The following is a 25,737-nucleotide window of genomic DNA, read 5'->3' on the forward strand; positions in this document are numbered from 1 at the left end:
CGTGGTGCTGGGGAAGCCGCTCCTTTGAAGGGGGTTTCCTATTCGTTTTCTTCTCGCGGGGAGCGGCCTAGCACATAACCAAGTTGGAAGAGGGAGTCGACGTTGTACTCCTCCCTCATCTCGGCGATGTGCCGGGCGAGCGTCCGCTCGCTGATGCCGAGCCGTCGCGCGATGACGCGATGGTTCGTTCCGGAGAGCAGGAGCTCGACGATGGTCTGTCGGAGCTGCGACACGACCTGGCGTGGGACGGTGCGGTCCCCGTCGAAATCGAGTGCCCGGTTCCAACTTCGTTCGAATACCTCTTCGGCCACGAAGTTGATGACCGCGGGGTCGTAGATGAAGGCGGCGATGCTGTCGCCCGCGACGGGAATCACCGCCAGTTTCCGGTCGACCACGATGAGCCGGGTGTACGGCTCGTCGAGGGTCCGGAACTGCCACCCCGCCTTGGCCAGTTGTCCGACGTAATCCCGGGTCGGCTGGTGGTAGCGCGTGCTCGCGTGGTAGATCGTGCGCATCGACGCACCGTGGCGGAGCATGTCGAGGTCACGGTCCAGGAAAGCGGTCAGCAGCTCGGCCGGGCGCGGGCCGCCCGGCTGCATGGCGAGGCCTTCGGTCCATCCGCCGGCCGCGGATTGTTGGAGCCGCTGATTGATCAGGGCGCGGCCTCTGACATATTCGATGGCGCCCCCGGCTTGGTTCGGGGCGTGGAAAGCCTCGGCAAGTTCTCCGAGTTCCGTCGGGAGTGACACCGCACGGGCGAGGAGATCCAGAGCTTGGCGTTGCCATGCCGAACTCAGGCTCGCGGAGAGCTGGGTCGGATCGACGGCGAAATAGGCGTCCGGCTCTTCGTTGTCGACGATTAGCAGTCCGAGGTCCAGCAACTCCTGGAGGGCGGAACCCTCGCCCGATGCACAGCCATTACGGTTCAGCCGGCCGCTCTCGCTCACGGCTTTCAGATAGAGCGTGCGGGCATCCTCCGACAGGACGCGGAGTCCGCCTGGCGCCGCACCTGCTCCTTCTCGCCCACTCATTCTCGTTCTCCTAGTGTTGACCGGACCAGTTAGTCAACGCGACGGATGGCTACTGCAGCAAGGATCTTAAGCGGCCCGTGGGATCCGGCTGCGAGTCGTCCTGGGCATCGGGCGATCGATGTTCCCCGTCGCAGCACTCTCTCACCAACACCCCAGCCGCCGGCACCCCCCGAACAGGAGGGAGCCGGCGGCTGGTGGTGCGGTGCGGGTCCCCGGTCAGCGCTTGGGGCGCCAGACGACGAGGGCGCTGGACTGCGGGGTGGGCGGCTGGTACGGGACGAGGTCGCGGCGGTAGGAGGCGTGGACGGCGGCCTCGCGCTGCTGGAGGGCGGAGGCGGCGCCTTCGAGGGAGTCGGCCAGTTCGGTGATGCGCGCCTGGAGGGCGGTGACCTGGTTCTCCAGCTCGATGATCCGCTTGATGCCGGCCAGGTTGATGCCCTCGTCCTGGGAGAGCCGCTGGACGTCGCGCAGCTGCTGGATGTCGCGGGCGGAGTAGCGGCGCCCGCGGCCGGCCGTGCGGTCGGGGCTGACCAGGCCGAGGCGGTCGTACTGGCGGAGGGTCTGCGGGTGCAGGCCGGAGAGTTCGGCGGCGACCGAGATGACGTACACCGGGGTGTCCTCGGTGAGCACGTACTGCGGCGGGGCGGTGGCGCGCCGGGGGCGGCGGGGGCCGTTGCCGGGCAGGCCCTCGCCGAGGCCGGGGCCGATGGGGCCGTCGGGGTCCATCGGCTGCATCGGGTTCATCGGAGTCGGGGACATCTGGTCGTCACGCTCCCTTCGCCGCCCGGAAGAGAGCGGCTCGCGGGTCGTCGGAGGCGGTGGCCTCGCGGTACTGCTCCAGTGCGTCCAGCGCGTCGCCGGTGACGTGCTGCGGCACCACGACCTCGATGGTGACGAGGAGGTCGCCGCGGGTGCCGTCCTTGCGGGTGGCACCCTTGCCGCGGGCGCGCATGGTGAGGCCGTTGGCGCTGCCCGGGGGGAGCTTGAGCTTCACGGCGGGGCCGTTCAGCGTGGGCACCTCGATGGTGGCGCCGAGGGTGGCCTCGGGGAAGGTGACCGGCACGGTGACGGTGAGGTTGTCGCCCTTGCGGCCGAAGACCGGGTGCGGGTCGACGTGCACGGTGACGTAGAGGTCGCCGGGCTGGCCGCCGCGTTCGCCCTGGGCGCCCTTGCCCTTGAGCCGGATCCGCTGGTCGGCCTGGACGCCGGCCGGGATGCGGACCTGCATGGTGCGGGCCGAGCTGGCCCGGCCGCTGCCGTGGCAGTCGGGGCACGGGTCGTCGACGATCATCCCGCGGCCGCGGCAGTCCTTGCACGGCTCGGAGAGCGCGAAGGCGCCCTGGCCGCGGCTGACGGTGCCGGCGCCGACGCAGGTCGGGCAGACCCGCGGGGTGGTGCCGGTCTTGGCGCCGGTGCCGTTGCAGAGCCGGCAGGGGGCCTGGCTGGTCATCCGCAGCGGGACGGTCGCGCCGTCGACGGCCTCCTCGAAGGAGAGCGTCACCTCGGTCTCGACGTCGGCGCCGCGCCGGGGCTGGGCCTGCCGGGCGCCGCCGCGGTTGAAGAGGCCGCCGAAGACGTCGCCGAGGCCGCCGCCACTGCCGCCGCCGCCCTGGCTGCCGTTGAAGAGGTCGCCGAAGTCGAAGCCGTAGTTGCCGGTGCCCGGGCCGCCGGTGCGGAAGCCGCCGTTGGCGAAGAGGCTGCGGGCCTCGTCGTACTCCTTGCGGCGCTTCTCGTCGGAGAGGACGTCGTACGCCTCGGAGATGTCCTTGAAGCGCTCCTCGGCCTTGGCGTCGCCCTTGTTCGCGTCCGGGTGGAACTCGCGCGCCAGCTTGCGGTAGGTCTTCTTGATCTCGGTGGCGGTGGCGTCCTTGGGCACGCCGAGGACCTTGTAGTAGTCCTTCTCGACGAAGTCCTTGCCGCTCATGCGCCCACCTCGTTCCGCTCGGCAGCCGCTGAGCGGTTCACGCGCCCCTTGATGGCTCGCTCGCTGCGCTCGCTCACGGCTTCCGCCACCTCCTGATGTCCATCGTCACTGCGCTGTCAACAGCGGTTGCAGGAAGCGCTGTTGACAGCGCGCTGCGGAGTCGGCCGCCGTACCGGCCGGCGTGTGACTCCGCAGCGCACTGGTTGTCAGCTGTCACAGGTTGTCAGCTGTCCGAGCCACCGTCGGACTTGTCCTTGTCGGTGGACTTGGCCTCGGCGTCCGGGCCGGGCGTCGTCTGGGTGCCCGGCTGGGGCTCGGCGACGGCGACCATCGCCGGGCGGATGATCCGCTCGCCGATGCGGTAGCCGGGCTGGAGCACCTGCACGCAGGTGTCCTCGGTGACGTCCGAGGAGTAGCTGTGCATCAGCGCCTCGTGCTGCGTCGGGTCGAAGGGCTCGCCCTCCTTGCCGAACTGCTGCAGGCCCAGCTTGGCGACGACCGTCTCCAGGGACTCGGCGACGGACTTGAAGCCACCCGTGACCTCGCCGTGCTCGCGGGCGCGGCCGATGTCGTCCAGGACCGGGATCAGGGACTCCAGGATGTTGGAGACCGCGATCTCGCGGACGGTCAGCCGGTCGCGCTCGACCCGCTTGCGGTAGTTCTGGTACTCGGCCTGCAGTCGCTGCAGGTCCGCGGTGCGCTCGGCCAGCTCGCGCTTGGCCGAGGCGGCGTCCTCGGAGCCCTCGCCGGCACCGCCGGCCGCGGCCTCCTCGGCAGCCTTGATCACGGCTTCCTCGGCGGAGTCGTCGCCGGGCTTGCCGCCCTGCGGCTTGTCCGTCATGCCGACGCACCGCCCTTGGGCTTCTCGTCGTCCACGATCTCGGCGTCGACGACGTCGTCCTCCTTGGCGTGGGTGGACTCGCCGGCCGCGGCGGCACCGGCACCGGCGGCGTCGGCGTTGGCGTAGAGCGCCTGGCCGAGCTTCTGGGCGGTGGTGGAGACCTTCTCGGAGGCCTCGCGGATCTTCGCGATGTCCTCGCCCTTGAGGGCTTCCTTGAGCTCGCCGATGGCGGTCTCGACCTCGGTCTTGACGTCGGCCGGCAGCTTGTCGGAGTTGTCGGCGATGAACTTCTCGGTCGAGTAGACGAGCTGCTCGGCGGAGTTGCGGGTCTCGACGGACTCGCGGCGCTTGTGGTCGTCCTCGGCGTACTGCTCGGCCTCGCGGCGCATGCGGTCGACCTCGTCCTTCGGCAGCGAGGAGCCGCCGGTGACGGTCATCTTCTGCTCCTTGCCGGTGCCGAGGTCCTTCGCGCCGACGTGCATGATGCCGTTGGCGTCGATGTCGAAGGTGACCTCGATCTGCGGCAGGCCGCGCGGCGCCGGCGGCAGGCCGGTCAGCTCGAACATCCCGAGCTTCTTGTTGTACGCGGCGATCTCGCGCTCGCCCTGGTAGACCTGGATCTGCACGGACGGCTGGTTGTCCTCGGCCGTGGTGAAGATCTCGGAGCGCTTGGTCGGGATCGTGGTGTTGCGCTCGATCAGCTTGGTCATGATGCCGCCCTTGGTCTCGATGCCGAGGGACAGCGGGGTGACGTCGAGCAGCAGGACGTCCTTGACCTCGCCCTTGAGGACACCGGCCTGGAGCGCGGCGCCGATGGCGACGACCTCGTCCGGGTTGACGCCCTTGTTGGCGTCCTGGCCGCCGGTCAGCTCCTTGACGAGCTCCGCGACGGCGGGCATGCGGGTCGAGCCACCGACCAGGACGACGTGGTCGATCTCGGCGAGCGAGATGCCGGCGTCCTTGATCACGTTGTGGAACGGGACCTTGCAGCGCTCCAGCAGGTCCGCGGTCAGCTGCTGGAACTGGGCCCGGGTGAGCTTCTCGTCCAGGTGCAGCGGGCCCTCGGCGGAGGCCGTGATGTAGGGCAGGTTGATCGAGGTCTCGGAGGACGAGGACAGCTCGATCTTGGCCTTCTCGGCGGCCTCGCGCAGACGCTGCAGGGCCATCTTGTCCTTGGACAGGTCGACGCCGTGGCCGGCCTGGAAGACCTTGACCAGGTGGTCGACGACGCGCTGGTCCCAGTCGTCGCCGCCGAGGTGGTTGTCACCGTTGGTGGCCTTCACCTCGACGACCCCGTCGCCGATCTCCAGCAGCGAGACGTCGAAGGTGCCGCCGCCGAGGTCGAAGACCAGGATGGTCTGGTCGTCCTTGTCCAGGCCGTACGCGAGGGCGGCCGCGGTCGGCTCGTTGACGATGCGCAGGACGTTGAGGCCCGCGATCTCACCGGCCTCCTTGGTGGCCTGGCGCTCGGAGTCGTTGAAGTACGCCGGGACGGTGATGACGGCGTCGGTGACGGTCTCGCCCAGGTAGGCCTCGGCGTCGCGCTTCAGCTTCTGCAGCACGAAGGCCGAGATCTGCTGGGGGTTGAAGTCCTTGCCGTCGATGTTGATCTTCCACCCGGTGCCCATGTGGCGCTTCACCGAGCGGATGGTGCGGTCGACGTTGGTGACCGCCTGGCGCTTGGCCACCTCGCCGACCAGAACCTCGCCGTTCTTCGCGAAGGCGACGACGGACGGCGTGGTCCGCGCACCCTCGGCGTTCGTGATGACGGTGGGCTCGCCACCCTCCAGAACGCTGACGACCGAGTTCGTCGTACCGAGGTCGATGCCGACCGCGCGTGCCATCGTAGATACCTCCACGGAAGAGTTGAGCTTTACAGGCTCAAGGATGCACGACCCGACGGTGGGCGTCAACAGCTATGAGTGTTCATCGCTCAACTTTGCTGAGGCCCCCGCTGGCGGGCGCGCCGTCACGTGACTGCCGCCATACCTTGGGAACCTTCTGGAGAACTGTTGCCCACCGGTAATGTCCGGGCCGTCGGCCCGGCAAGTTACCGACCAGTACAATCACTTCGGAAAACCCCAGAACCGCAGACACTGCTCAACCGCAAGCCGCAGGAGACGGAGAGCGATGCAACTAGCAGCGATCGTCATCTCGCTGGTCACCTTCGTGATCGGCACCGCGCTCGCCCTCCGTGCGGCGTGGCACATCTTCAGGGTCGTGCTGACCGGCGCGCCGGACTCCACCCGCTTCGGGCAGCCCGCCCAGCGCGTGAAGACCGTCGCGACCGAGTTCTTCGGCCACACCAGGATGAACCGTTGGGGGATCGTCGGCATCGCCCACTGGTTCGTCGCCGTCGGCTTCTTCAGCCTGGTGCTCACCATCGTCAACGCGATGGGGCAGCTCTTCGACGCCGAGTTCGAGCTGCCGATCATCGGCCACTGGGTGGTCTGGCAGCTCTTCGTCGAGCTGGTCGGCACCCTGACCACGCTGGGCATCGCCACCCTGATGGTGATCCGGCTGATGAGCCTGCCGTCCCGGTCCGGTCGCAAGTCCCGGTTCGCCGGCTCGATCGCCTGGCAGGCCTTCTACGTCGAGTACACGATCCTCGGCATCGGCCTCTGCATCCTGATGCTGCGCGCCCTGGAGGGCGCCATCAACGGCGTCGACTCCTACGGCCCGGCGCACCTGGTCTCGTACCCGATCGTCACCGCGCTGAGCGGGCTGTCGCACGGCACCCTGGAGAACCTGATCTGGATCTTCGCTACCGCGAAGATCTGCATCTCCTTCGCGTGGGCGATCACCATCGGCCTCAACCCCTCGATGGGCGTGGCCTGGCACCGCTTCCTCGGCTTCTTCAACATCTACTTCAAGCGCGAGGAGGACGGCGGTACCGCCCTCGGCGCCCTCCGTCCGATGACCAGCAAGGGCCAGCCGATCGACTTCGAGGACCCGGCCGACGACGCCGTCTTCGGCGTCTCCCAGGTCGAGCACTTCTCCTGGAAGGGCATCCTCGACTTCTCCACCTGCACCGAGTGCGGCCGCTGCCAGTCGCAGTGCCCGGCCTGGAACACCGGCAAGCCGCTCTCGCCCAAGCTGCTGATCATGAGCCTGCGCGAGCACGCCTACGGCAAGGCGCCGTACCTGCTGGCCGGCGGCGGCAAGGACATGGAGGGCACCGAGCAGGCCACCGCCGAGCAGCTCAAGGACGTTCCGGCGGCCGCCCTGGCCGAGGCCGAGCGCCCGCTGATCGGCACCGCCGAGGAGAACGGTGTCATCGACCCGGACGTGCTGTGGTCCTGCACCACCTGCGGCGCCTGCGTCGAGCAGTGCCCGGTGGACATCGAGCACATCGACCACATCGTCGACATGCGCCGCTACCAGGTGATGATCGAGAGCAACTTCCCGACCGAGGCCGGGACGATGCTCAAGAACCTGGAGAACAAGGGCAACCCGTGGGGCATGGCCACCAAGGCCCGCCTGGACTGGGTCAAGGAGCTCAAGAAGGAGACCGGCATCGAGGTGCCGGTGATCGGTGAGTCCATCGACCCCGCCGAGGTCGAGTACCTCTACTGGGTCGGTTGCGCCGGCGCCCTGGAGGACCGCGCCAAGAAGACCACCAAGGCCTTCGCCGAGCTGCTGCACACCGCGGGCGTGAAGTTCGCGATCCTCGGCAAGGAGGAGACCTGCACCGGTGACTCCCCGCGCCGCCTGGGCAACGAGTTCCTCTTCCAGATGCTCGGCGCGCAGAACGTCGAGACCCTGAACGCCGCGCTGGAGGACGCCCCGACCAAGCGGATCGTGGCCACCTGCCCGCACTGCTTCAACACCATCGCCAACGAGTACCCGCAGCTCGGCGGGCACTTCGAGGTGATCCACCACACCCAGCTGCTGCAGCACCTGATCGACGAGGGCAAGCTCGTCCCGGTCAACCCGGTCGAGGGCCTGATCACCTACCACGACCCCTGCTACCTGGGCCGCCACAACAAGGTCTACAGCCCGCCGCGCGAGATCATGGACAAGGTCCCCGGTCTGCGCCAGCAGGAGATGCACCGCCACAAGGAGCGCGGCTTCTGCTGCGGCGCCGGCGGTGCCCGGATGTGGATGGAGGAGCGCATCGGCAAGCGGATCAACACCGAGCGCGTGGACGAGGCGCTGTCGCTCAACCCGGACATCGTCTCCACCGCCTGCCCGTTCTGCCTGGTGATGCTCTCCGACTCGGTCAACGGCAAGAAGAACGAGGGCGCGGCCAAGGAGCACCTGAAGGTGGTCGACGTGGCCCAGCTGCTGCTCGACTCGGTGAAGGCGGCCCCGCCCGCCGAGACCGAGGAGCCCGCGACGGTGGACGCGTAGCGGCACCCGCTGTTCGACAGTTCTGCTACAACCGCCCGGCCCGGTGGACGCCGCCAACGCGCCCGCCGGGCCGGGCTTTTCGGTGCCCCGGGCGACGAACGGCGATACGGCGGGCGGACGGCGAGTGACGCTGATCGCACGGCTGCCGGACGGGTATCCGGTCGGAAGGAAATACAGTAGGCGCCGGACCGGCTACGAGCCGGTCGACCCGTTTCGGACGGGACCAGACCACCGACGGAGGTATCGGCCCGCCGGGCCGGGCCGCACAGAGCACAAGGGGAACAGCGCAGACCATGACCGAGGCGATCATGCTCGTCGGTGGTAAGGGCACGCGACTGCGTCCGCTGACCACCCACACCCCCAAGCCGATGCTGCCGGTGGCCGGTGTCCCGTTCATCGCGCACCAGCTGGCCCGCGCGGCCGCCGCCGGGGTCACCCGGGTGGTGCTCGCCACCTCCTACCTGGCCGAGGTGTTCGAGGACCACTTCCAGGACGGCACCCCGTACGGCATCGAGCTGGTCTACCTGACCGAGCGCGAGCCGCTGGGCACCGGCGGGGCCATCCGCAACGCCGCCTCCGGGCTGACCTGCGGCCCGGACGAGCCGGTCCTGGTCTTCAACGGCGACATCCTCTCCGGCCTGGACATCGCCGCCCTGCGCGACGGCCACGTGGCCGCCGGGGCCGACGTCACCCTGCACCTGACCCGGGTGGAGGACCCGCGGGCCTTCGGCCTGGTCCCGACCGACGCCGACGGGCGGGTGCTGGAGTTCCTGGAGAAGCCGGAGACCCCGGAGCAGATCGTCACCGACCAGATCAACGCCGGCTGCTACGTCTTCACCCGGTCCGTGATCGACCGCATCCCGGCCGGCCGGGAGGTGTCCGTCGAGCGCGAGACCTTCCCCGAGCTGCTGGCCACCGGTGCCCTGCTGCGCGGCGTCGTCGACTCCTCGTACTGGCTGGACCTCGGCACCCCGGCCGCGTTCGTCCGCGGCTCGGCCGACCTGGTGCTCGGCAAGGTCGACTCCCCGGCCGTCCCCGGCCCGACCGGCGATGCCCTGCTGCTGCCCGGCGCCACCGTCCACCCCGGCGCGGTGCTCAGCGGCGGCACCGTGGTCTCCGCGGACGCGGTGGTCGAGGCCGGCGCGATCGTCGAGGGCAGCGTGATCCTGCCCGGCGCGGTGATCGGCCCGGACAGCCTGGTCAAGGACTCGATCGTGGGCGCCTTCGCCAGCGTCGGCGACCGCTCCGCGCTGGACGGCGCGGTGATCGGCGACGGCGCCATCGTGGAGTCCGACAACGAGCTCCCGAACGGCATCCGGATCGCCTGCGGCACCCTGCTGCCGGTCGGCGCGGTCCGCACCACGGCCGGCCCGGGCGGCTGCCCGGCCGGCACCACGGCGGCCGCCGCGGTGCACGGGCCGTCGGTCTCCGCCCAGCGGTAGCGGCGGGCCCTCCGGACCGCCTGCCGGCGGTCCGCCGACCGCTCCGGCGGACGGCTTTCGGCCCCGTTCGTCTCAGGCTCGCTGCAAACCGGCCCCGGCTCTGTCCGGGGCCGACGCGCGCTGGGCCGGACGGGTACCTTCGGAGCGTGGCTGGTAATCGATACGACAGCGGTCAGGGCGCCGACCGTCCGCACGGCGGGTGGCCGGGCCCTCCGCCGCCGCCGGCGGGGGCGCCCGGGGGGTACGGGCGGACGGACGGGTCCGTGGACGGGCCCGAGTACTTCACGACCGCGCACCCGACGGCCTCGGCCGGCGGTCCGGGCGGTCCGGGCAACCCGGGCGGTCCGTCGAACGGCCCGGGCGGCACGGTCGGCGACGGGTACGACCCGTACGCGGCCGACCGGCCCGGCAACACCCGGGCCTTCCCGGTCGGCGGCCAGGGCCAGTACCCGGGCGGTGCCCCGTACGGGCAGCAGCAACCGCCGTATGGCCAGGACCACGGCCAGGACCACGGCCACTACGGCCAGGGCCCGGGGCACTACGGCGACGACTACGGGCAGCAGCCGCCGCCGTACGGCCAGGACCACGGCCGGCAGCCCCAACCGCCGTACGGCCAGGACAACGTCACCGTCTACCGGGCCGGCGGCCAGTCCGCCCCGCACGCCACCGGCCCCCGGCCGCAGTGGCGCGAGCTGTTCGTCGGGATCTTCCGCGACCCGACCGCGACCTTCGACCGCACCCGTGACCACCAGGTCTGGCTGCCCGCCCTCACCGTCTCGCTGCTCTACGGCGTGCTCGCGGTGCTCGGCATCGGGCTGACCCACGACGACATCGTCAACTCGACCTTCTCGGTGGCGCTGACCGGCCTGGTCGCCGCCGCCATCGGCTTCACCGTGGCCGGCGCGGTCTTCGGCGGGGTCACCTACGCGCTGGCCCGCCAGCTCGGCGGCGACGGCCCGTGGAAGTCGACGGTCGGCCTGGCCGTGCTGATCGGCTGGCTGACCGACGCGCCCCGGCTGGTGCTGGACCTGGTGCTGCCCTCCGGCAGCGCGGTGGTCCAGGTGGTCGGCTGGCTCACCTGGATGCTCTGCGCGTACCTGCTGACCAGCATGGTCCGGCGGGTGCACGACCTGCCCTGGGGCAAGGCGGCCGGCGCCGCGGCGGTGCAGCTGCTCGCGCTGCTGGTGCTGATCAAGCTGCCGACCCTGGGCTGACCGGGCCGGGGGCGCCGCGACCCGGTGGCGCCGGAGCGGTGACCGGCCTCCCGTCGATGATCAACCTCCCGGCCCCCGGCCGAGGGGCGACAGGCAGAATGGTGGGCGGGTCCGGCCGCGAGGCCCCGGGCCCGCCCGCCCTCGTTCGTCCACCTCCACCGGAGCCAGCCATGACCCTCCCCACCACCCACGTCAGCTTCCCGGCCGGGGCGGTGACCGGAGAGTCCCCGGTGCTGGCGGTGCACCCGCTGGCGGACGGCCGCTACGCGGTGGTGACCGCGGCCACCCCGTTCCACCCGCTCGACCACACCTGGCCCGACCAGCCGGCCGACCACGGCACCCTCACCGTCGACGGCACCGAGCTGGCCGTCGTCGACTGCCTCACCGGTGCGGTCGGCCCGGACGGCGGCGCCCCGCTGGTCGGCGCCGAGATCCCGGTCAAGCGCGGGGACGAGGAGTGGTCCTGGCTGGTCCTGCACGTCCTCGCCACCGACCCCGGCGACCTCACCGGCCGCACCGCCGTGCTCGCCGTGGACACCGGCCGCCGGGCCGCCCTGAGCGCCTCGCACAGCGGCTGCCACCTGCTCGCCCTCGCCCTGAACGCCGCGCTCGCCCCGCGCTGGCGCAAGGACCCGGGCCGCTCGGACGCCTTCGGCAACCCCGACTTCGACAGCCTCGCCATGGCTTCCTCGGTGATGGACACCCAGGCCAGCACGGACACCTACCGGCTCGGCAAGTCACTGAAGAAGAAGGGCTTCACCGTCGACGCCACCGAGGACTTCCCGGCCCTCGCCGACGCCCTGCCCGCCCTCACCGAGGCCGTCAACGCCCGGCTCGCCGCCTGGGTCGCGGCCGACGCCCCGGTCCGGATCGACGTCCCCGGCCCCGAGCTGACCGCCCGCCGTCAGTGGCACTGCGAGCTGCCCGAGGGCGGCGCGCAGATCTTCTGCGGCGGCACCCACCTGCACCACCTCGGCGAGCTCGCCGCGCTGCGCACCGAGCTGCGGCTGTCCGAGGACGGCGCCGAGCTGGTCGCCGTCACCAGCCCCGAGCGGGCCTGAACGACGCCGCGGGCGGCCACCCCTCGCGATGAGGGGTGGCCGCCCGCCGTGCGTGCGCTCCGTCGTGCCGTGCTCAGACGTTGCTGCGGTGGAAGTTCAGGTACGAGCGGGACGGCGTCGGACCGCGCTGGCCCTGGTACCGCGAGCCGTAGCGCGCGGAGCCGTACGGGTGCTCCGACGGCGAGGACAGCCGGAACAGGCACAGCTGCCCGATCTTCATCCCCGGGTAGAGCTTGATCGGCAGCGTCGCGACGTTCGACAGCTCCAGCGTCACGTGACCGCTGAAGCCGGGGTCGATGAAGCCCGCCGTGGAGTGGGTGAGCAGGCCCAGCCGGCCCAGGCTCGACTTGCCCTCCAGCCGGGAGGCCACGTCCTCGGGCAGCGTGATGACCTCGTACGTCGAGGCCAGCACGAACTCACCGGGGTGCAGGATGAACGCCTCGTCGCCGTCCGGCTCGACCAGCCGGGTCAGGTCCGGCTGCTCCTCGGAGGGGTCGATGTGCGGGTACTTGTGGTTCTCGAACACGCGGAAGAAGCGGTCGAGACGCACGTCGATGCTCGACGGCTGGATCATCGCCGGGTCGAACGGGTCGATGCCGACCCGGCCCAGGTCGATTTCGGTCCGGATGTCCTTGTCAGAGAGCAGCACGCTTCGAGGTTACGTGCACGACGGGGCCCCGGACGAATCGTCCGGGGCCCCGGTGTCCTCCCGTCGGCCGTCAGGCCAGGAACTCCGCGGCCTCCAACCGCAGCGCCTGCGCCAGTTGGGCCGTCGACAACTCCCGCACGTCGGCCTGCACCGAGCTCCGGAGCCGTCCGCACTGCGGACAGCGGATCAACCGTCCGGGCCCGAGCCGCCCGGGACCGAGGTTCTGCATCGGGAACGTGGTGGTGCTGAACAGGTGCCCCTCGGCACAACGAACGACGGTGCGCTGCTCCATCGATCCCCTTCCCATCCCTAACCCAGTACTCACCCGTACTCATCGCGCCCCGGCGGCCAGGCCCCGGGACAGCGTCACATTAGGGGATGTTCCGGACATTCCACACCATGGCTCGCCGCCCCGACCCCACACCCACCGGGGGCACTCGCACGCGGCCCAAACAGTACGCCTCCACCCCGCCCCCACCCGGCTCCGCCACGGCCCCCGAGCGGCCGTGCAACCACTGTCGCGAATGGGGTACAGTGACACTGGATTGAGCGGTCTCTGACGGCTCATCAGGCGGGCGTAGTTTAATGGTAGAACATGAGCTTCCCAAGCTTAGAGCGCGAGTTCGATTCTCGTCGCCCGCTCTGTACCGAAAGCCGCAGGTCACATGACCTGCGGCTTTCGTGTTTTCGCGGCGCGGCACGGGCGGCGCGGCGCGGGGGCGGCGGGTCAGGCGGCGGCGAGGAAGTCGAGGACGGTCCGGGTGTAGGCGGTCGGCTCCTCGGCGAGGACGATGTGGCCGGTGTCGAACTCGGCGTAGCCGCTGCCGGGGAGGGCGGCGTGGAGGCGGCGGGTGTTCTCGACCGGGACGGTGGCGTCCTGGGTGCAGCCGATGACCAGGGTGGGGGCCTGGACGCGGGGGAGGTACGGGGTGAGGTCCAGGTCGAGGTCGAGGGCGATGTGGCGCAGGGTGCCGGGGGTCGGCTGCATGTAGGCGGTGTTGCTCTCGACGGCTTCGCGGCCAATGCGGTTGAGGAAGCCGCGGCTGAAGGCGGTCAGGGTGGCGTAGCGGCCGAAGGCGGTGGGGTCGTCGGCGAGCGAGAGCCAGGTGGCCATCGAGAGTCGCAGGTACTCGTCCTGTTCGGCGCCGATCCAGCCGGCCGTGGCGATCAGGCGGCGGACCTGGTCGGGCCGCCGGCCGGCGGCTGCGGTGGCGACGACGGCGCCGAGTGAGAAGCCGAGCAGGTCGACCGGGCCGCGGCCGGCGTCGTCGATCACGGCGTTGACCTGCTCGGCGAGGGTCTCCAGGGTGAGCGGGGCGCCGTCGTCCTCGGCGGCCTCGCTGCCGGAGAGGTCGGGCAGCAGCACGGTGTAGCGCCCGGTGAAGGAGTCCAGCAGGTAGTCCCACATGCCGGAGCCGGGACCGGTGCCGTGCACCAGGACGAGGGTGTCGGGGCCGTCGCCGACGACGCGGTAGGGGATGCGGGCGGTGCCGACGGTGATGGTGGGCATGGGTTCCTCCTGGTCCGGGGCCCTGGTGGGCGGTGGAGGCCCGGGTGTTCCGGGCCTCGGTGGCGACGAGAAGTAAACTACACGGTGCAGATCAGTGGTTCAACTGCACCGTGTAGTGCAATTCGAGGTCGGGCAAAGGCGGAACTGTCCGTGCCCGGCCACCGTCCAAGGAGTGACGGAATGCCTGCCCGGGTTGAACGCCGGGAGGAGTACGGAGAGCCCAGTGCAGTCAGGTGGTGCGGAACTGAACCTCGGTTGCCCGGACGGCTTCCGCCGTGCCGCGCCGGCCGCTCCGGACTGGTGGCCGGAGTTGGCGCCGGATGTGACGGCCGATCAACTCGACGCGGGGGAGCACTGCGAGGCGCTGCTCCGGGACACCGTGGACGCCATCCGGCCGCTGCCGGCCTGGCAGGAGGCGGTGCCGCGGGCGGGGCTGCGGCTGTTGGGGCCGGGGCGGCGCGGGCCCGGGGTCCGCTGGTACGTCACCCGGGGACGGGATCTGCTCACCGTCGTATCGCCGGGCCGGCGGCCGGAGTTGGCGGCGGCGGTGGAGCGGCAGTGGCGGCGGCGCGGGTGGACGATCACCTCGTTGAACGCCGGGCGGGACCGGCCCGGGGTGGCCGCCACCACCCATGCGGGCTCCCAACTTGTGCTGTGCTTCGGGGAGTTCGGTGACATCCGGCTGACCGCGAGCCTGTACGGGGTGGCCTGCTCGGAGCGGGTGCCCGCGCTGCCGGGGGCGGGCGAGCCCGACCCGGCGCCGCTGCCCCATGTGCACTGCGCGTACTGGAGTGCGCTGGTGTGATCGAGCGGTGAGCGGTGAGCGGTGAGCGGGTTGGGGGAGGCGTGGAGCGAGTCCCCCCGGACCCGCTCCACGCCGCCTCCGCGAGCGGCTTCGGCGCTGCCGCTCCCCCCGACACCCCGGCAGCCCCGCCGTTCCCCCCTGGCATCACCCTCCGGCGAGAGCGTTCGCACAGACCCCGGCGAGCCCCCACCCCCGGGGACGTCGTGATCTCACGCTAACAAACCGCGTGGTTGGTTTGTCAATAGTGGGATCCACGGAAAATCCACAATCGTGACGGCCCGGTCGGGATGGTGTGACGGCCGTCCCACCAGGCAGTTGTGGGCACATCAGGGTGGTGTGCGGTGGTGCGTGCACACTCCCGGACGTTCCTGGCCACCCTCGGACGCGGAGGGCGCGCACCTGGAATCCGACATTCCGAGCATCATGGCAGCACGGAGTGACACCGCGCGAGTGCCCAGCGCAGTGATGTACGTCCAGTGGTCGCGCGGCGGCGCGGACCCCTCAGCGCAGCAGCCGGCGTTCCTTGGCCACCGCCACCGCGCCCGCCCGGGTGTCCACACCCAACTTGTCGTAGATCCGCCCCAGATGGGTCTTCACCGTCGCCTCGCTGATGAACAGCGCCCGGGCGATCTCCCGGTTGCCCAGCCCCTGCGCCAGCTGTTCGAGGATGTCCTGCTCGCGCTCGGTGAGTTGGGGCGCGGGAGCCCGCATCTGCGCCATCACCCGGGAGGCGACCGGCGGCGAGAGTACCGTCCGGCCCAGGGCGGCCGCGTGGACGGCGGCGAACAGCTCCTCCGGTCGCTCGGCCTTCAGCAGGTAGCCGGTGGCGCCCGCGGCGATGGCCCGGGTGATGTCGGCGTCGGTGTCGTAGGTGGTGAGCACCAGGACGTGCGGCCCGCCCGGGGCGGCGGTGATCCGCCGGGTGGCCTCCACGCCGTCGATGCCGTCGCCGAGTTGGAGGTCCATCAGGACGACCTGCGGCGCCAGCTCGGCGGCCAGCGCGACGGCCTCCTCGCCGGTGCTGGCCTCGCCGACCACCTCGATGTCGCCCGCGCTGGCGAGCAGCGCCAGCAGGCCGGCCCGGACCACCGCGTGGTCGTCGCAGACCAGCAGTCGGACGGGGATCGCGTTCATCGGTGCTCCAGGGGGATCGCGGCGGAGACGACGGTGCCCTCGCCGGGGGTGCTCTCCACGGTCAGCGTGCCACCCAGCTGCCGCAGCCGGGCGCGCATGGCCGACAGTCCGTACCCGCGGGCGCCGGCGGCGGTGCGGGGACGGTCCGCCGAGGGGTCGAAGCCCTGCCCGTCGTCGGCGATGTCCAGCACGGCCTGGTCGCCCAGGAAGGACAGCGTGATCGCGGCCGTCGAGGCCCCGGCGTGCTCCCGGACGTTGGCCAGCGCACCCTGGGCGATCCGCAGCAGCGCGGCCTGCACGGCCGTCGGCAGCGGGACGGGCGTGCCGTCCAGGTGGAAGCGGACCGGCAGCCCGCTCTCGGCGGACTCCCGCTCGGCCAGGGCCCGCAGCGCCCGGTCGAGGGTGCCGCCGTCGGCGAGTTCGACCGGGGCGAGGTCGTGGACGAAGCGGCGGGCCTCCGCCAGGTTGCGGGCGGCGACCTCGGCGGCGGTGCGGACGTGACCGCGGGCGGTGGCCGGGTCGGCCTCCCAGGTGCGGTCGGCGGCCTGCAGCAGCATCTGCTGGCTGGACAGGCCCTGTGCCAGGGTGTCGTGGATCTCCATCGCCAGCCGCTCGCGCTCGGCGAGCGTGCCCTCCCGCCGTTCGGTGGCGGCGAGTTCGCGCCGGGTGCGGACCAGGTCGGCGATCAGCACCCGCTGCCGGGCGGCCTGCCGGGCCATGAACAGGAACACCCCGGTGGCCAGCGCGGCCACCGCCGGCGGCAGCAGGACGAGCGTGGCGTCGGCCGTGGCGGGCAGCCGGAGCTCGGCGATCACCACCAGCAGGGTCAGGGCCGCCACCAGCGGGATCGCCGCCCGCGCGGGCAGGGCGCGCAGCGCGGTGTAGATCAGCGGGACGGCGCACCAGGCGAAGCTCGGCGCGAGCAGCACCAGCACCACCCAGAGCGCGACCACCGGGGCCAGCGGCCACCGGCGCGGCCGGTCCGGCGCCACCGGACGGCGGTGGTCCAGCCAGGACGCGGCCGGCTTGGCGACGGCCAGCGCGGCGCTCAGCCCGACCACCCAGGGGATCCGCGGGCTCCCGGCGTGATGGGTGAGGTAGCGGCTGAGCGAGGCGGCGAGCAGCAGCAGGAAGGCGGAGTCCAGCAGCAGGGCCAGCCGGCCGGCGTCCGGGTCCCCGGCGTCGCGCCCGCGGGGCGGGCGTCCGGTGGACGGGCGGGTCTGCTGCACGGGGGACTCCTGGTGCTACGGCTCTCGCTACGGCTGCTCGCCACCGGTCTCCCCGCGGGGGCCCCGGTTCGGCCCGGTCCGATGCCGGTGCGCCGACCTGCGCCGACCTGCGCCGACCTGCGCCGACCTGCGTCGACCTGCGCCGATCCCTCGATGGTGGCCCGTCCGGCCCGGTCCCGCATCAGCCGATCGGTTGACGGCGCCGTCCTCCATCATGCCCGGACGGTCGCACCGGACCGTCGATGCCGCGCGCCCGGGTCCGGCCGGAGGATCGAAGCAGAGCCGGGCGGTCCCCCCGCCGCCCGGCCCGCGAACCCCCGTTGCGAACCCGTCACGGACCCCGCGAACCCCGTCACGGACCGCGCGGTCCCGTTGAGTTGAGGAGCTGGACCATGAAGAAGACCTCCGTGCGCGCCCGGGTGCTGACCGGCACCGTCGCCGTCGCCGCGCTCGCCGCCGCCGGCGTGGGCGCCGTCTCGGCCAACGCCGAGACCACCGAGACCCCGGCCGTGCCGGCCGCCGCCAAGGTCGACGCGCAGAACAAGAACCTCGCCCAGAACACCGGTCTGACCATCGACGCCGCCACCCGCGCCGCCCAGGCCGCCCTGGACGCGGCGACCAAGGCCGGCCAGCACGTCTCGGTCGCCGTGGTCGACCGGGACGGCGTCACCCGGGTCCTGCTCAAGGGCGACGGTGCCGGCCCGCAGGCGCCCGAGTCGGCCGAGCGCAAGGCCTACACGGCGGTCTCCTGGAACGCCCCGACCTCGGAGCTGGCCAAGCGCCTCGCCCAGGCCCCGAACCTCAAGGACATCCCGGGCACGCTGTTCCTGGCCGGCGGTGCCCCGGTGCAGTCCAAGGGCGCCCCGGTCGCGGCGATCGGCGTCGCGGGCGCGCCCAGCGGCGACCTGGACGAGCAGTTCGCGCAGGCCGGCGTCGCCGCACTGGCGAAGTGACCCGCCCCGGCCGGTCGGACCGCCCCCGCGGCCGACCGGCCGGCCGCGTTCCCGCCCCCGTACCGGCCCGCGGTCGGCGCCGCGCGCCGTCCTCGATCGGGTGAACAAGGGGAGGGTCGCCGCAGAACAGGCGATGACCCTTTGAAAAGCCGGTGTCGTTGTCAGTGCCGCGTGGCAGGCTTCCCGGTATGACGGCGTGGACCCTCAACGACATCGAACGTGCGATCCGCTCCTCCTGGGGTGTCGACACTTGTGCGCCCGAGGACTTGGCCCACTGGCGTCCCGACAATCCCGCCCGCGGCCAGTGCGGGGTGACGGCCATGGTGGTGCACGACCTGCTCGGCGGCGAGCTGATGATGGGCGAAGTGCACGTCGACGGGGTCCGGACGGACCTCCACTGGTGGAACCGCTTCGCCACCGGCTTCGAGATCGACCTCACCCGTGAGCAGTTCGGCCCGGGGGAGCTGGTCGGCCCCGGCCGCCCGGTCGCCCGCCCGGCCCGCCCCGGTCGGCTCCAGGCCCAGTACGAGCTGCTGCGCCACCGGGTGGTCACCGAGCTGGAGCGCGGGGCCGCCGCGGGCCGCCTCCGCCGCCCGGTCCGGGTCGCCTAGCGGTACCGGCGCGCGGTACCCGCCCCGCGTGCCGGACCCCGGCCGCTCGCCGGGCCCAGATCCGCTCGCTCACCTGACGTACAGTCGGCTCCGGACGGACCAACGTACGGATGGCTGCGGCGACGGGAGTGCGCGGATGAGCGGGGCGACGGTCGGTTTCGTGGGGTTGGGCGCGATGGGCCAGGGCATGGCGGGCAGCCTGCTGCGGGCCGGTCACGCCGTACGGGTCTGGAACCGCTCACCCGAGCCGGTGGCCGCCCTGGTGGCCCAGGGCGCCGAGGCGGCCGGCTCGCTCGCCGAGGTGTTCGCGGCCGACACGGTGGTCTCCATGCTGGCCAACGACCAGGCGGTGGAAGGGCTGCTGCTCGACCCCGCGCTGCTCGCGGGCGCCAAGGCCACGCTGCACGTCAACATGGCCACCATTTCGCTCGCGCTGGCCGAGCGCGCCGAGGAGCTGCACGCCGAGCACGGCATCGGGTACGTCGCCGCGCCCGTCCTCGGCCGGCCCCCGGTCGCGGCGGCGGGGAAGCTCAACATCCTGGTCGCGGGCGCGCCCGAACTGCTGGACCGGGCCGGGCCGCTGTTCGCGGCGATGGGCGAGCGCGTCTGGCACTTCGGTGACCACCCCCGGCAGGCCAACACCGCCAAGATCAGCACCAACTTCCTGCTGGCCTGCGCGATCGAGTCGATGGCCGAGGCGTGCGCGCTGGCCGAGGCCCAGGGCGTGCGGCCCACGGACCTGGTCGAGATGCTCAGCAGCACGCTCTTCCCCGGCCCGGTCTACTCCGGCTACGGCTCGATGGTGGCCGAACGCCGTTACGAACCGGCCGGGTTCCGGTTGCCGCTCGGCCTCAAGGACGTCGGCCTGGCCCTGGAGGCCGGGGCCGCGCGCAACGTCCCGCTGCCGTTCGGCGGCATCCTGCGGGACGCCTTCCTGGACGCGCTGGCGCACGGCGACGGAGAGAAGGACTGGGCTGCCGTCGCCGAGGTCGCCCGCCGTCGGGCCGGCCTGCCGGACTGAGCCGCGGACCGGATCCCGACCGGACGCCCTGGCCGGATCCCGACCGGACGCCCTGGCCGGATCCCGACCGGACGCCCGGTCCGGATCATGGTCGGACGCCCTGACCGGACCCGGTCAGGGCGCGCGGAATACCCGGCGCGCCACGGACGCTCGCCCCTCTGTCCGCAGTACCTGACGAGGGGGAGTACCCGATGACCGAGCAGTCGTCCGGCGCCGAGGCGCCGCGCCGTTTCCTGTTCCTCGACGCCAGTTCGCGCGTCGGCGGCAACACCGAGCAACTCGCCCGGCTGGCAGCCGAGTCGAGCCTGCCCGAGGGCGCCGAGCAGCAGTGGCTGCGGCTCGCGGACCACCCGCTGCCGCCCTTCCAGGACCTGCGGCACACCGGCGACGGCAGCTACCCGGAGCCGGTCGGCCACGAGCGGACCCTGCTGGAGGCCACCCAGGCGGCCACCGACCTGGTCTTCGTCGCGCCGGTGTACTGGTACACCCTGCCGACCAGCGTGAAGCTCTACCTCGACTACTGGTCGGCCTGGTTCCGGGTGCCCGGGGTGGACCTCCGTGCGGCCCTGCGCGGGGGCACGTTGTGGGACGTCACCGTCCTGGCCGGCACGGAGGACAAGGCCGAGCCGATGATCGGCACGCTGAAGCTGATCGCCGACTACATGGAGATGCGCTGGGGCGGCGCGCTGATCGGCAACGGCACCCGCCCGGGCGACGTGCTGAACGACGAGCAGGCGCTGATCGCGGCCAAGTCCTTCTTCGCGAGCTGACCGCCGCGAACCGACCTCCGCGAACTGCCCTCCGCGAGCTGACCTCCGCGAACTGACCGCCACGAACCGACCCTCGCGGGCCGACCGCACGGGCGGACCGATGGATTCACGCCATCCCCGCCCGTGCGGTACCGTCCTCCGGACGTGTACCCGTCACCTTGCGGCCATCTTCGGGCCAGCGCAAAAGCCCTACCGCAGGACGGAGTTGGGCGATTCGGACGTCCCCGGTCGGATAACGACCCACAACAGGGCACCTGCCTTCCGAAGTGGCTGAAACGTTCGGTACTCTCCGTCGGAATTTCAGCTTCGCGGGGGGCATGCGGCGTCTGCGCCCGTCCCTCGCGCCCGGGCCTCGCCCGGACACTTCCGTGAGGTCTCCTTGTCGATTCGTCGCAGTCTTGCCCTTGCCGGCGCCGCCGCGCTCGCGTCCTCGTTCGTACTGGCCGGCGCCCAGGGCGCCATGGCCGTCGGCGTCGCCGGTACCCCGTCCGCCGCGGCCCCGTCTGCCGCCGCCCCGTCCGCCGCCGTTCAGGCCGCGCAGGCGAAGCACCAGAGCCTGGACCTCTCGGTGCGCGGTGTTCCGGACACCTTCGTCGCCGGCGGCAACGCCCGCGTCTTCTCCTACCGGATCCAGAACTCCACCAAGAACGACTTCGTCGCCTTCCCGCTGCTGAAGTTCAAGAACAAGGCCGGCACGCTCAAGGCCAAGGACCTCAAGGTCGAGTACCAGCTGCCGTCCGGGCTGCCCGGTGGCGGCACCTGGAAGACCGGCTCCATAGCGCCCGGTGGCGGTGACGGTGACGACCGCGCGGTGCTGATCCTGCTCGGCGGCGTGAACGAGGCCGGTGACGCCGCCGACGACGCGCTGCTGTACGTCGCCCCCGGCAAGCGGATCGACATCGACATCCGGGTCTCCTTCACCCAGGACACCCCGCTGGGCAAGGCCGGCGTCGTGCCGGTGGTCTACGAGGCCAACGCCGACGACGAGTCCGACAACGGCCACTTCAGCTGCGACGGGATCAAGGGCGCCGGCTTCACCATCAAGGCCGGTGGCGGCGGCAAGCCCAGCCCGACCCCCACCCCGACCAAGACCGGCAAGCCGACCCCGACCCCGACCACCACGGGGACCCCCACCACCGCGCCCACCACCGGGACCCCCACCACCGCGCCCACCACCGGGACCCCGACCACCGCGCCCACCAGCGCGGCCCCGACCACCGGGACCCCGACCACCCCGGCCACCGGCACCGCCTCGCCGTCCGCCTCCCCGACCGACTCCGGCTCCGGCACGACCACCACCCCGGCCCCGTCCGGCAGCAGCACCGACGGCGCCCAGCAGCCGATCGACTTCCCGGTGGACGTGCCGAAGGTCACCCCGCCGAAGATCACCCCGGCCGTCGTCACCAAGGCCAAGACCGCCGCCGACAGCGCGGACAAGGCCCTCGCCACCACCGGTGGCGGTGACGACACCACCGCGATCGCGGCCGCCGGCGGCGCCGTCCTGCTCGCCGGTGTCGGCACCCTCGTGGTGCTGCGTCGTCGCAAGTCGGCCCAGCAGGGCTGACCGGAGCCCGATCGGCGCGGCCGTGCCCTGGCTGACCAGGGCCCGGCCACGCCGCCCGTGCCGTCCACGAGGTCGAACCTTCGGGCGGCGCGGGCCGTTCTCCTCCGTCACATAGGATGTCCGGCCGGAGGGGGCGGAACGGCGGGGAGAGGGACAAGTGCGGGGACTGCGCACGGCACAGACCACCACCGACTACGAGTCCGCGACCGGTCGGATCGCGGGCCTGCCACTCCGCAGGCACCATGTGCTGCTGACGGCATGGACCGTGCTCTGGTTCTTCCTGGTGGAGCCCAGCGGCGGCTTCTCCTGGCACTACCTGCGCCAGGGTGAACAACTGCTCTTCAGCCACCAGTCCGACGGTGGCCTCTCGCTCTACGCCCACCACCCGGAGCTGCAGATCGGCCCGGTCAGCCTGGCCGCGGCCCGGCTCACCGCCCCGTTCCCGCCGCACATCGGCCAGCTGATCGCCGAGGCGGTGAGCGCCGGGCTCGGCCTGGTGATGCTGGTGCTGGTCGGCCGCACCGCCGCGCTGTACTACCTCGGCACCGGCACCAACCACCGCCGGCTCCAGCAGCGGCTGCTGATCGCCGGCCTGGCGTTCATCCCGATGTGGGTCGAGGTGTCGGTCCGCTTCGCGCACCTGGACGACGTCCTCGCGCTGTTCTTCACCACCCTCGCCGCACACGCGCTGGCCCGCGGCAAGCCCGTCCAGGTCGCGATCTTCCTGGCCCTGGCGGTGGACTCCAAGCCCTGGGCGCTGGCCTTCGCGCCGCTGATCCTGGCGCTGCCCCGGCCGGCCTGGCTGCGCACCGTGCTCTGGTTCTGCTTCCTGGTCGCGATCGCCTGGCTGCCGTTCTACCTGGGCAACCTGGACACCATGGCGGCGGCCAAGTTCACCATCCCGAACCAGCCCGCCTCGGCGCTGCGCTGGTTCGGGGTGACCGATCCGTCCACCCCCTGGTGGGACCGCCCGACCCAGTTCGCGCTCGGCATCGGCCTGGGCTGCATCGCGGTCTGGCGCGGCCGCTGGCCCGCCGTGGTGCTGCTCGGCGCGGACGCCCGGATCCTGCTCGACCCGAGCGTCTACACGTACTACACGGCCTCGATCCTGCTCGGCACCCTGCTCTGGGACGCGGTCGGGCAGAAGCGGCTGGTGCCGTGGTGGAGCTGGATCGCGCTGGTCGCACTGTACGGTGGCACGCTGCTGCTGCCCTCCGACGCGGCCCGCGGCTTCGTCCGGCTCGCCTTCGTGGTGGTCTCCGCCGCCTACGTGCTGCTCTGGCCCACCCAGCAGACCCGTCGGCCCCGGCCACCGGCCCAGCGCGGCGGGGACGGCCGCCGGCGGTCCGCCCGGCGGCGCGAGCGGGAGCTGGTCGGCGCCTGAGCCGACCTCCCGGGGCCACGGCTTGACCCTCACGCGACGTGAGAGCGGAGGGTGGTGGTCACCACCAGGGAGGAGTTCCGGATGAACGGGGACGAGGGCTACCCGGTCGGCGCCGTGGCGAAGATCGCCAAGGTGACCGTCCGCACCCTGCACCACTACGACGAGATCGGGCTGCTGTCCCCCGCGGGCCGCACCAGGTCCGGCTACCGCCGGTACGTGGACGCCGACCTCGACCGGTTGCAGCAGATCCTGTTCTACCGCGAGCTCGGATTCGCCCTGGAGGAGATCGCGGCGATCCTGGACGACGACTCGGTCAGCCCGAGCGAGCACCTCCGGCGGCAGCACGCGCTGCTGACCGACCGGATCAGGCACCTCCAGGAACTCGCCACCGCCGTCGAACACGCCATGGAGGCACGCAGGATGGGCGTTCAGCTGACCCCGGAGGAGAAGTTCGAGATCTTCGGTGAGGGCTACCGGGAGGAGTGGGAGCAGGAGGCCGAACAGCGCTGGGGCCGGACCGAGGCCTGGGCGGAGTCCCAGCGCCGCACCGGCGCCTACGGCAAGGAGGACTGGCAGCGGATCCAGGGCGAGATGACCGCGCTCAACACCCGCCTGGTCGAGGCCCTCACCGCCGGCGAGCCCGCCGACGGCACCGTGGCCACGGACCTCGCCGAGGAGCACCGGCAGCACATCAGCCGGAACTTCTACGACTGCACGTTCACCATCCACCGCGGCCTGGGCAGCCTGTACGTCCAGGACCCGCGCTGGACCAACACCTACGAGGAGCTCGCCCCCGGCCTGGCGCAGTGGCTGCACGACGCCATCGTCGCCAACGCCGACCGGCGCGAGAACGCGTAACGGCGAAGGCCCCCGGAGGGAAGGCCCTCGGAGGGGAGGGCCTACGCGACCCCGCGCCCGAAGGAACGCCGGTACGCGGTCGGCGAGGTCCGCATCACCCGGCCGAAGTGGTGCCGGAAGGTCGCCGCGCTCTCGAAGCCGACCGCCGCGGCGATCTCCTCCACCGACCCCTCCGGCGACTCCAGCAGCGCCAGACTGGCCGCGATGCGCTGGGTGACGACCCAGCGCATCGGGCTGGTGCCGTTGCGGGCGGTGAAGTGCCGCAGGTACGACCGGTCCGACATCCGGGCGCTCCGGGCCAGCACCGAGACGGTCAGCGGGTCGGCCAGGTGGTCCAGCGCCCACTGCATGCTGCGGGCGACCCCGTCCTCGTCCTCCTCGACCGGGCGGACCGCCGCCTCGATGAACTGCGCCTGCCCGCCGTCCCGGTGCGGCGCCACCACGAAGCGCCGGGCCACGCTGTTGGCCACCTTGGCGCCGTGGTCCCGGCGGACCAGGTGCAGGCACAGGTCGATCCCGGCGGCGCTGCCCGCGCTGGTCAGCACGTCGCCGTTGTCCACGTACAGCACGTCCGGGTTGACCCGCACCCGCGGGTGACGCTGCTGGAGCAGTTCGGCGTACCGCCAGTGGGTGGTCGCCTCCTTGCCGTCCAGCAGTCCGGCGGCGGCCAGGGCGAAGGCGCCCGAGCAGATCGACACGATCCGGGCGCCGCGCTCATGCGCGGTCCGCAGTGCCTCGACCAGTCCGGGGGAGACCTCGCCGCTGAAGGCGTTGCGCACCCCGGGGACGACGACGGTGTCGGCCGCCGCGAGGTCGTCCAGGCCGTGCCGGGCGGTCAGCGCGAAGCCGCCCACCGTGTCCAGCGGGGTCCCCGGCCGGTCGGCGCACACCCGCAGCCCGTACCAGGGCGCCGCCAGCAGCCCGCCCAGCTCGGGCCGGGCGAGCCCGAACACCTCGACCACCACGCCGAGTTCGAACGGCGCCATGCCCTCGAAGGCGTACACCGCGACGTCGTGCACCGGCTCCGGGCGGCGGCCGATGGTGACCGGCACCGGGCGGGGACGGGCGATCCGGTCCTCGGCGGTCTGCTCGGCGATCCGGCCGGTGGCCGGTCCGGCGATCTGCTCGGTGGTCTGCTCGGCCATGCGAACCCCCTGCTCACGGGTGGCGGAATCCCGGTGAGTGTAGCCGTCGCGGCCATCCCGGAAAGTTCTTCGAACCCGCCTGCAACCTCCACCCCCGTCACACGTCCATCAGTACGGGGGTGGAGGGAACCGGGCCGAGGGCGGCTGCGAGGATCTCCCCGATCACGATCTTGATCAGGTGAATCGACGGTCCGGCGAAGGCGCCGTCACCGTCCCGGGGGAAAGCAGAACCGCACAT

23 protein-coding genes, 1 tRNA gene and 1 pseudogene are annotated in these 25,737 nt (G+C 72.1%); 13 read left to right on the forward strand and 12 right to left on the reverse strand.

Annotated elements, in window-relative coordinates:
• Window positions 1-38 precede the first annotated feature (38 nt).
• The 5 genes from ACIP4P_RS11905 to dnaK all read right to left on the reverse strand — a co-directional run bounded on the left by ACIP4P_RS11905 (window position 39) and on the right by dnaK (window position 5,640).
• Window positions 39-1,031: a helix-turn-helix domain-containing protein gene (locus ACIP4P_RS11905; RefSeq protein WP_400917063.1), complete on the reverse strand. Its 993-nt coding sequence runs from the start codon at window positions 1,029-1,031 to the stop codon at window positions 39-41.
• A 216-nt stretch (window positions 1,032-1,247) separates the two neighbouring features.
• Window positions 1,248-1,790, reverse strand: a complete 543-nt coding sequence (locus ACIP4P_RS11910; protein ID WP_400917065.1) for a heat shock protein transcriptional repressor HspR — start codon at window positions 1,788-1,790, stop codon at window positions 1,248-1,250.
• Window positions 1,791-1,797: 7 nt separating this feature from the next.
• A complete protein-coding gene (gene dnaJ / locus ACIP4P_RS11915) occupies window positions 1,798-2,955 on the reverse strand; it encodes a molecular chaperone DnaJ (protein ID WP_350514787.1) in 1,158 nt (385 codons plus the stop codon).
• A 223-nt stretch (window positions 2,956-3,178) separates the two neighbouring features.
• On the reverse strand, window positions 3,179-3,796 hold the full coding sequence (grpE, locus tag ACIP4P_RS11920; RefSeq protein WP_400917067.1) for a nucleotide exchange factor GrpE: 618 nt from the start codon (window positions 3,794-3,796) through the stop codon (window positions 3,179-3,181).
• Window positions 3,793-5,640: a molecular chaperone DnaK gene (gene dnaK, locus ACIP4P_RS11925; protein WP_350514785.1), complete on the reverse strand. Its 1,848-nt coding sequence runs from the start codon at window positions 5,638-5,640 to the stop codon at window positions 3,793-3,795. Before dnaK ends, grpE begins: the two co-directional genes overlap by 4 nt.
• A 286-nt stretch (window positions 5,641-5,926) precedes the next feature.
• On the opposite strand from dnaK, the gene ACIP4P_RS11930 reads away from it, so the two are divergent.
• From ACIP4P_RS11930 to ACIP4P_RS11945, 4 genes and pseudogenes are all read left to right on the forward strand, one after another.
• Window positions 5,927-8,149, forward strand: a complete 2,223-nt coding sequence (locus ACIP4P_RS11930) for a (Fe-S)-binding protein (RefSeq protein ID WP_350514784.1) — start codon at window positions 5,927-5,929, stop codon at window positions 8,147-8,149.
• Window positions 8,150-8,442: 293 nt separating this feature from the next.
• Window positions 8,443-9,507, forward strand: a pseudogene (locus ACIP4P_RS11935) (sugar phosphate nucleotidyltransferase); the annotation flags it as partial.
• A 347-nt stretch (window positions 9,508-9,854) separates the two neighbouring features.
• Entirely contained in the window at window positions 9,855-10,805 is a 951-nt protein-coding gene (locus ACIP4P_RS11940) for a Yip1 family protein (RefSeq protein ID WP_400917068.1), read from the forward strand.
• A 170-nt stretch (window positions 10,806-10,975) separates the two neighbouring features.
• Entirely contained in the window at window positions 10,976-11,866 is an 891-nt protein-coding gene (locus ACIP4P_RS11945) for a metal-dependent hydrolase (protein WP_350514782.1), read from the forward strand.
• A 73-nt stretch (window positions 11,867-11,939) separates the two neighbouring features.
• On the opposite strand, the gene dcd is transcribed toward ACIP4P_RS11945, so the two are convergent.
• Both dcd and ACIP4P_RS11955 read right to left on the reverse strand, forming a co-directional pair.
• Window positions 11,940-12,515 (reverse strand): dCTP deaminase, encoded by a 576-nt coding sequence (gene dcd / locus ACIP4P_RS11950; RefSeq protein ID WP_400917069.1) that lies wholly within the window; start codon window positions 12,513-12,515, stop codon window positions 11,940-11,942.
• Between the two features lie 70 nt (window positions 12,516-12,585).
• Window positions 12,586-12,822, reverse strand: a complete 237-nt coding sequence (locus ACIP4P_RS11955) for a hypothetical protein (protein ID WP_350514780.1) — start codon at window positions 12,820-12,822, stop codon at window positions 12,586-12,588.
• Between the two features lie 264 nt (window positions 12,823-13,086).
• On the opposite strand from ACIP4P_RS11955, the gene ACIP4P_RS11960 reads away from it, so the two are divergent.
• Window positions 13,087-13,157 (forward strand) — tRNA-Gly (locus tag ACIP4P_RS11960).
• An 85-nt stretch (window positions 13,158-13,242) separates the two neighbouring features.
• Here the strand turns inward: ACIP4P_RS11960 and ACIP4P_RS11965 are convergent.
• A complete protein-coding gene (locus ACIP4P_RS11965; protein WP_400917070.1) occupies window positions 13,243-14,025 on the reverse strand; it encodes an alpha/beta fold hydrolase in 783 nt (260 codons plus the stop codon).
• Between the two features lie 223 nt (window positions 14,026-14,248).
• Between ACIP4P_RS11965 and ACIP4P_RS11970 the strand changes: the two genes are divergently transcribed.
• On the forward strand, window positions 14,249-14,830 hold the full coding sequence (locus tag ACIP4P_RS11970; protein ID WP_400917071.1) for a hypothetical protein: 582 nt from the start codon (window positions 14,249-14,251) through the stop codon (window positions 14,828-14,830).
• A gap of 501 nt (window positions 14,831-15,331) precedes the next feature.
• Here ACIP4P_RS11970 and ACIP4P_RS11975 read toward each other — a convergent pair.
• The gene (locus tag ACIP4P_RS11975; protein WP_400917072.1) at window positions 15,332-15,964 is read right to left on the reverse strand and encodes a response regulator; all 633 of its coding nucleotides are present in this window, start codon (window positions 15,962-15,964) and stop codon (window positions 15,332-15,334) included.
• Window positions 15,961-17,193, reverse strand: a complete 1,233-nt coding sequence (locus ACIP4P_RS11980) for a sensor histidine kinase (protein ID WP_400917073.1) — start codon at window positions 17,191-17,193, stop codon at window positions 15,961-15,963. The genes ACIP4P_RS11975 and ACIP4P_RS11980 overlap by 4 nt, the downstream gene beginning before the upstream one ends.
• 392 nt (window positions 17,194-17,585) lie before the next feature.
• Between ACIP4P_RS11980 and ACIP4P_RS11985 the strand changes: the two genes are divergently transcribed.
• From ACIP4P_RS11985 to ACIP4P_RS12015, 7 genes are all read left to right on the forward strand, one after another.
• Entirely contained in the window at window positions 17,586-18,146 is a 561-nt protein-coding gene (locus ACIP4P_RS11985) for a heme-binding protein (protein ID WP_350514775.1), read from the forward strand.
• A 188-nt stretch (window positions 18,147-18,334) separates the two neighbouring features.
• Window positions 18,335-18,757, forward strand: coding sequence for a hypothetical protein (locus ACIP4P_RS11990; protein ID WP_350514774.1), 423 nt, complete (start codon window positions 18,335-18,337; stop codon window positions 18,755-18,757).
• A 136-nt stretch (window positions 18,758-18,893) separates the two neighbouring features.
• The gene (locus tag ACIP4P_RS11995; protein ID WP_400917074.1) at window positions 18,894-19,778 is read left to right on the forward strand and encodes an NAD(P)-dependent oxidoreductase; all 885 of its coding nucleotides are present in this window, start codon (window positions 18,894-18,896) and stop codon (window positions 19,776-19,778) included.
• Between the two features lie 191 nt (window positions 19,779-19,969).
• Complete coding sequence (locus tag ACIP4P_RS12000) at window positions 19,970-20,548, forward strand: flavodoxin family protein (RefSeq protein ID WP_400917075.1); 579 nt, start codon at window positions 19,970-19,972, stop codon at window positions 20,546-20,548.
• 379 nt (window positions 20,549-20,927) lie between these two features.
• A complete protein-coding gene (locus ACIP4P_RS12005; protein WP_400917077.1) occupies window positions 20,928-22,112 on the forward strand; it encodes an LPXTG cell wall anchor domain-containing protein in 1,185 nt (394 codons plus the stop codon).
• Window positions 22,113-22,269: 157 nt separating this feature from the next.
• Window positions 22,270-23,496, forward strand: a complete 1,227-nt coding sequence (locus ACIP4P_RS12010) for a hypothetical protein (RefSeq protein WP_400917079.1) — start codon at window positions 22,270-22,272, stop codon at window positions 23,494-23,496.
• Window positions 23,497-23,577: 81 nt separating this feature from the next.
• The gene (locus ACIP4P_RS12015; protein ID WP_400917080.1) at window positions 23,578-24,354 is read left to right on the forward strand and encodes a MerR family transcriptional regulator; all 777 of its coding nucleotides are present in this window, start codon (window positions 23,578-23,580) and stop codon (window positions 24,352-24,354) included.
• Window positions 24,355-24,395: 41 nt separating this feature from the next.
• Here the strand turns inward: ACIP4P_RS12015 and ACIP4P_RS12020 are convergent, their stop codons facing one another.
• Both ACIP4P_RS12020 and ACIP4P_RS12025 read right to left on the reverse strand, forming a co-directional pair.
• Window positions 24,396-25,499, reverse strand: coding sequence for a helix-turn-helix domain-containing protein (locus ACIP4P_RS12020; protein WP_400917082.1), 1,104 nt, complete (start codon window positions 25,497-25,499; stop codon window positions 24,396-24,398).
• 97 nt (window positions 25,500-25,596) lie between these two features.
• A complete protein-coding gene (locus tag ACIP4P_RS12025) occupies window positions 25,597-25,737 on the reverse strand; it encodes a hypothetical protein (protein ID WP_350514768.1) in 141 nt (46 codons plus the stop codon).

The organism is Kitasatospora sp. NPDC089509 (assembly GCF_044749365.1).
Taxonomy (GTDB): domain Bacteria; phylum Actinomycetota; class Actinomycetes; order Streptomycetales; family Streptomycetaceae; genus Kitasatospora.

What these genes read in the sequence shown, in the direction of transcription:
- ACIP4P_RS11965 (WP_400917070.1), bottom strand. Translation starts at nt 14,025, where the DNA reads ATGCCCACCATCACCGTCGGCACCGCCCGCATCCCCTACCGCGTCGTC.
- ACIP4P_RS11985 (WP_350514775.1), top strand. Translation starts at nt 17,586, where the DNA reads ATGAAGAAGACCTCCGTGCGCGCCCGGGTGCTGACCGGCACCGTCGCC.
- ACIP4P_RS12020 (WP_400917082.1), bottom strand. Translation starts at nt 25,499, where the DNA reads ATGGCCGAGCAGACCACCGAGCAGATCGCCGGACCGGCCACCGGCCGG.
- ACIP4P_RS11945 (WP_350514782.1), top strand. Translation starts at nt 10,976, where the DNA reads ATGACCCTCCCCACCACCCACGTCAGCTTCCCGGCCGGGGCGGTGACC.
- ACIP4P_RS11990 (WP_350514774.1), top strand. Translation starts at nt 18,335, where the DNA reads ATGACGGCGTGGACCCTCAACGACATCGAACGTGCGATCCGCTCCTCC.
- dnaJ (WP_350514787.1), bottom strand. Translation starts at nt 2,955, where the DNA reads ATGAGCGGCAAGGACTTCGTCGAGAAGGACTACTACAAGGTCCTCGGC.
- ACIP4P_RS12025 (WP_350514768.1), bottom strand. Translation starts at nt 25,737, where the DNA reads ATGTGCGGTTCTGCTTTCCCCCGGGACGGTGACGGCGCCTTCGCCGGA.
- ACIP4P_RS11905 (WP_400917063.1), bottom strand. Translation starts at nt 1,031, where the DNA reads ATGAGTGGGCGAGAAGGAGCAGGTGCGGCGCCAGGCGGACTCCGCGTC.
- ACIP4P_RS11995 (WP_400917074.1), top strand. Translation starts at nt 18,894, where the DNA reads ATGAGCGGGGCGACGGTCGGTTTCGTGGGGTTGGGCGCGATGGGCCAG.
- ACIP4P_RS11930 (WP_350514784.1), top strand. Translation starts at nt 5,927, where the DNA reads ATGCAACTAGCAGCGATCGTCATCTCGCTGGTCACCTTCGTGATCGGC.
- ACIP4P_RS11955 (WP_350514780.1), bottom strand. Translation starts at nt 12,822, where the DNA reads ATGGGAAGGGGATCGATGGAGCAGCGCACCGTCGTTCGTTGTGCCGAG.
- dnaK (WP_350514785.1), bottom strand. Translation starts at nt 5,640, where the DNA reads ATGGCACGCGCGGTCGGCATCGACCTCGGTACGACGAACTCGGTCGTC.
- grpE (WP_400917067.1), bottom strand. Translation starts at nt 3,796, where the DNA reads ATGACGGACAAGCCGCAGGGCGGCAAGCCCGGCGACGACTCCGCCGAG.
- ACIP4P_RS11975 (WP_400917072.1), bottom strand. Translation starts at nt 15,964, where the DNA reads ATGAACGCGATCCCCGTCCGACTGCTGGTCTGCGACGACCACGCGGTG.
- ACIP4P_RS11910 (WP_400917065.1), bottom strand. Translation starts at nt 1,790, where the DNA reads ATGTCCCCGACTCCGATGAACCCGATGCAGCCGATGGACCCCGACGGC.
- ACIP4P_RS12015 (WP_400917080.1), top strand. Translation starts at nt 23,578, where the DNA reads ATGAACGGGGACGAGGGCTACCCGGTCGGCGCCGTGGCGAAGATCGCC.
- ACIP4P_RS12000 (WP_400917075.1), top strand. Translation starts at nt 19,970, where the DNA reads ATGACCGAGCAGTCGTCCGGCGCCGAGGCGCCGCGCCGTTTCCTGTTC.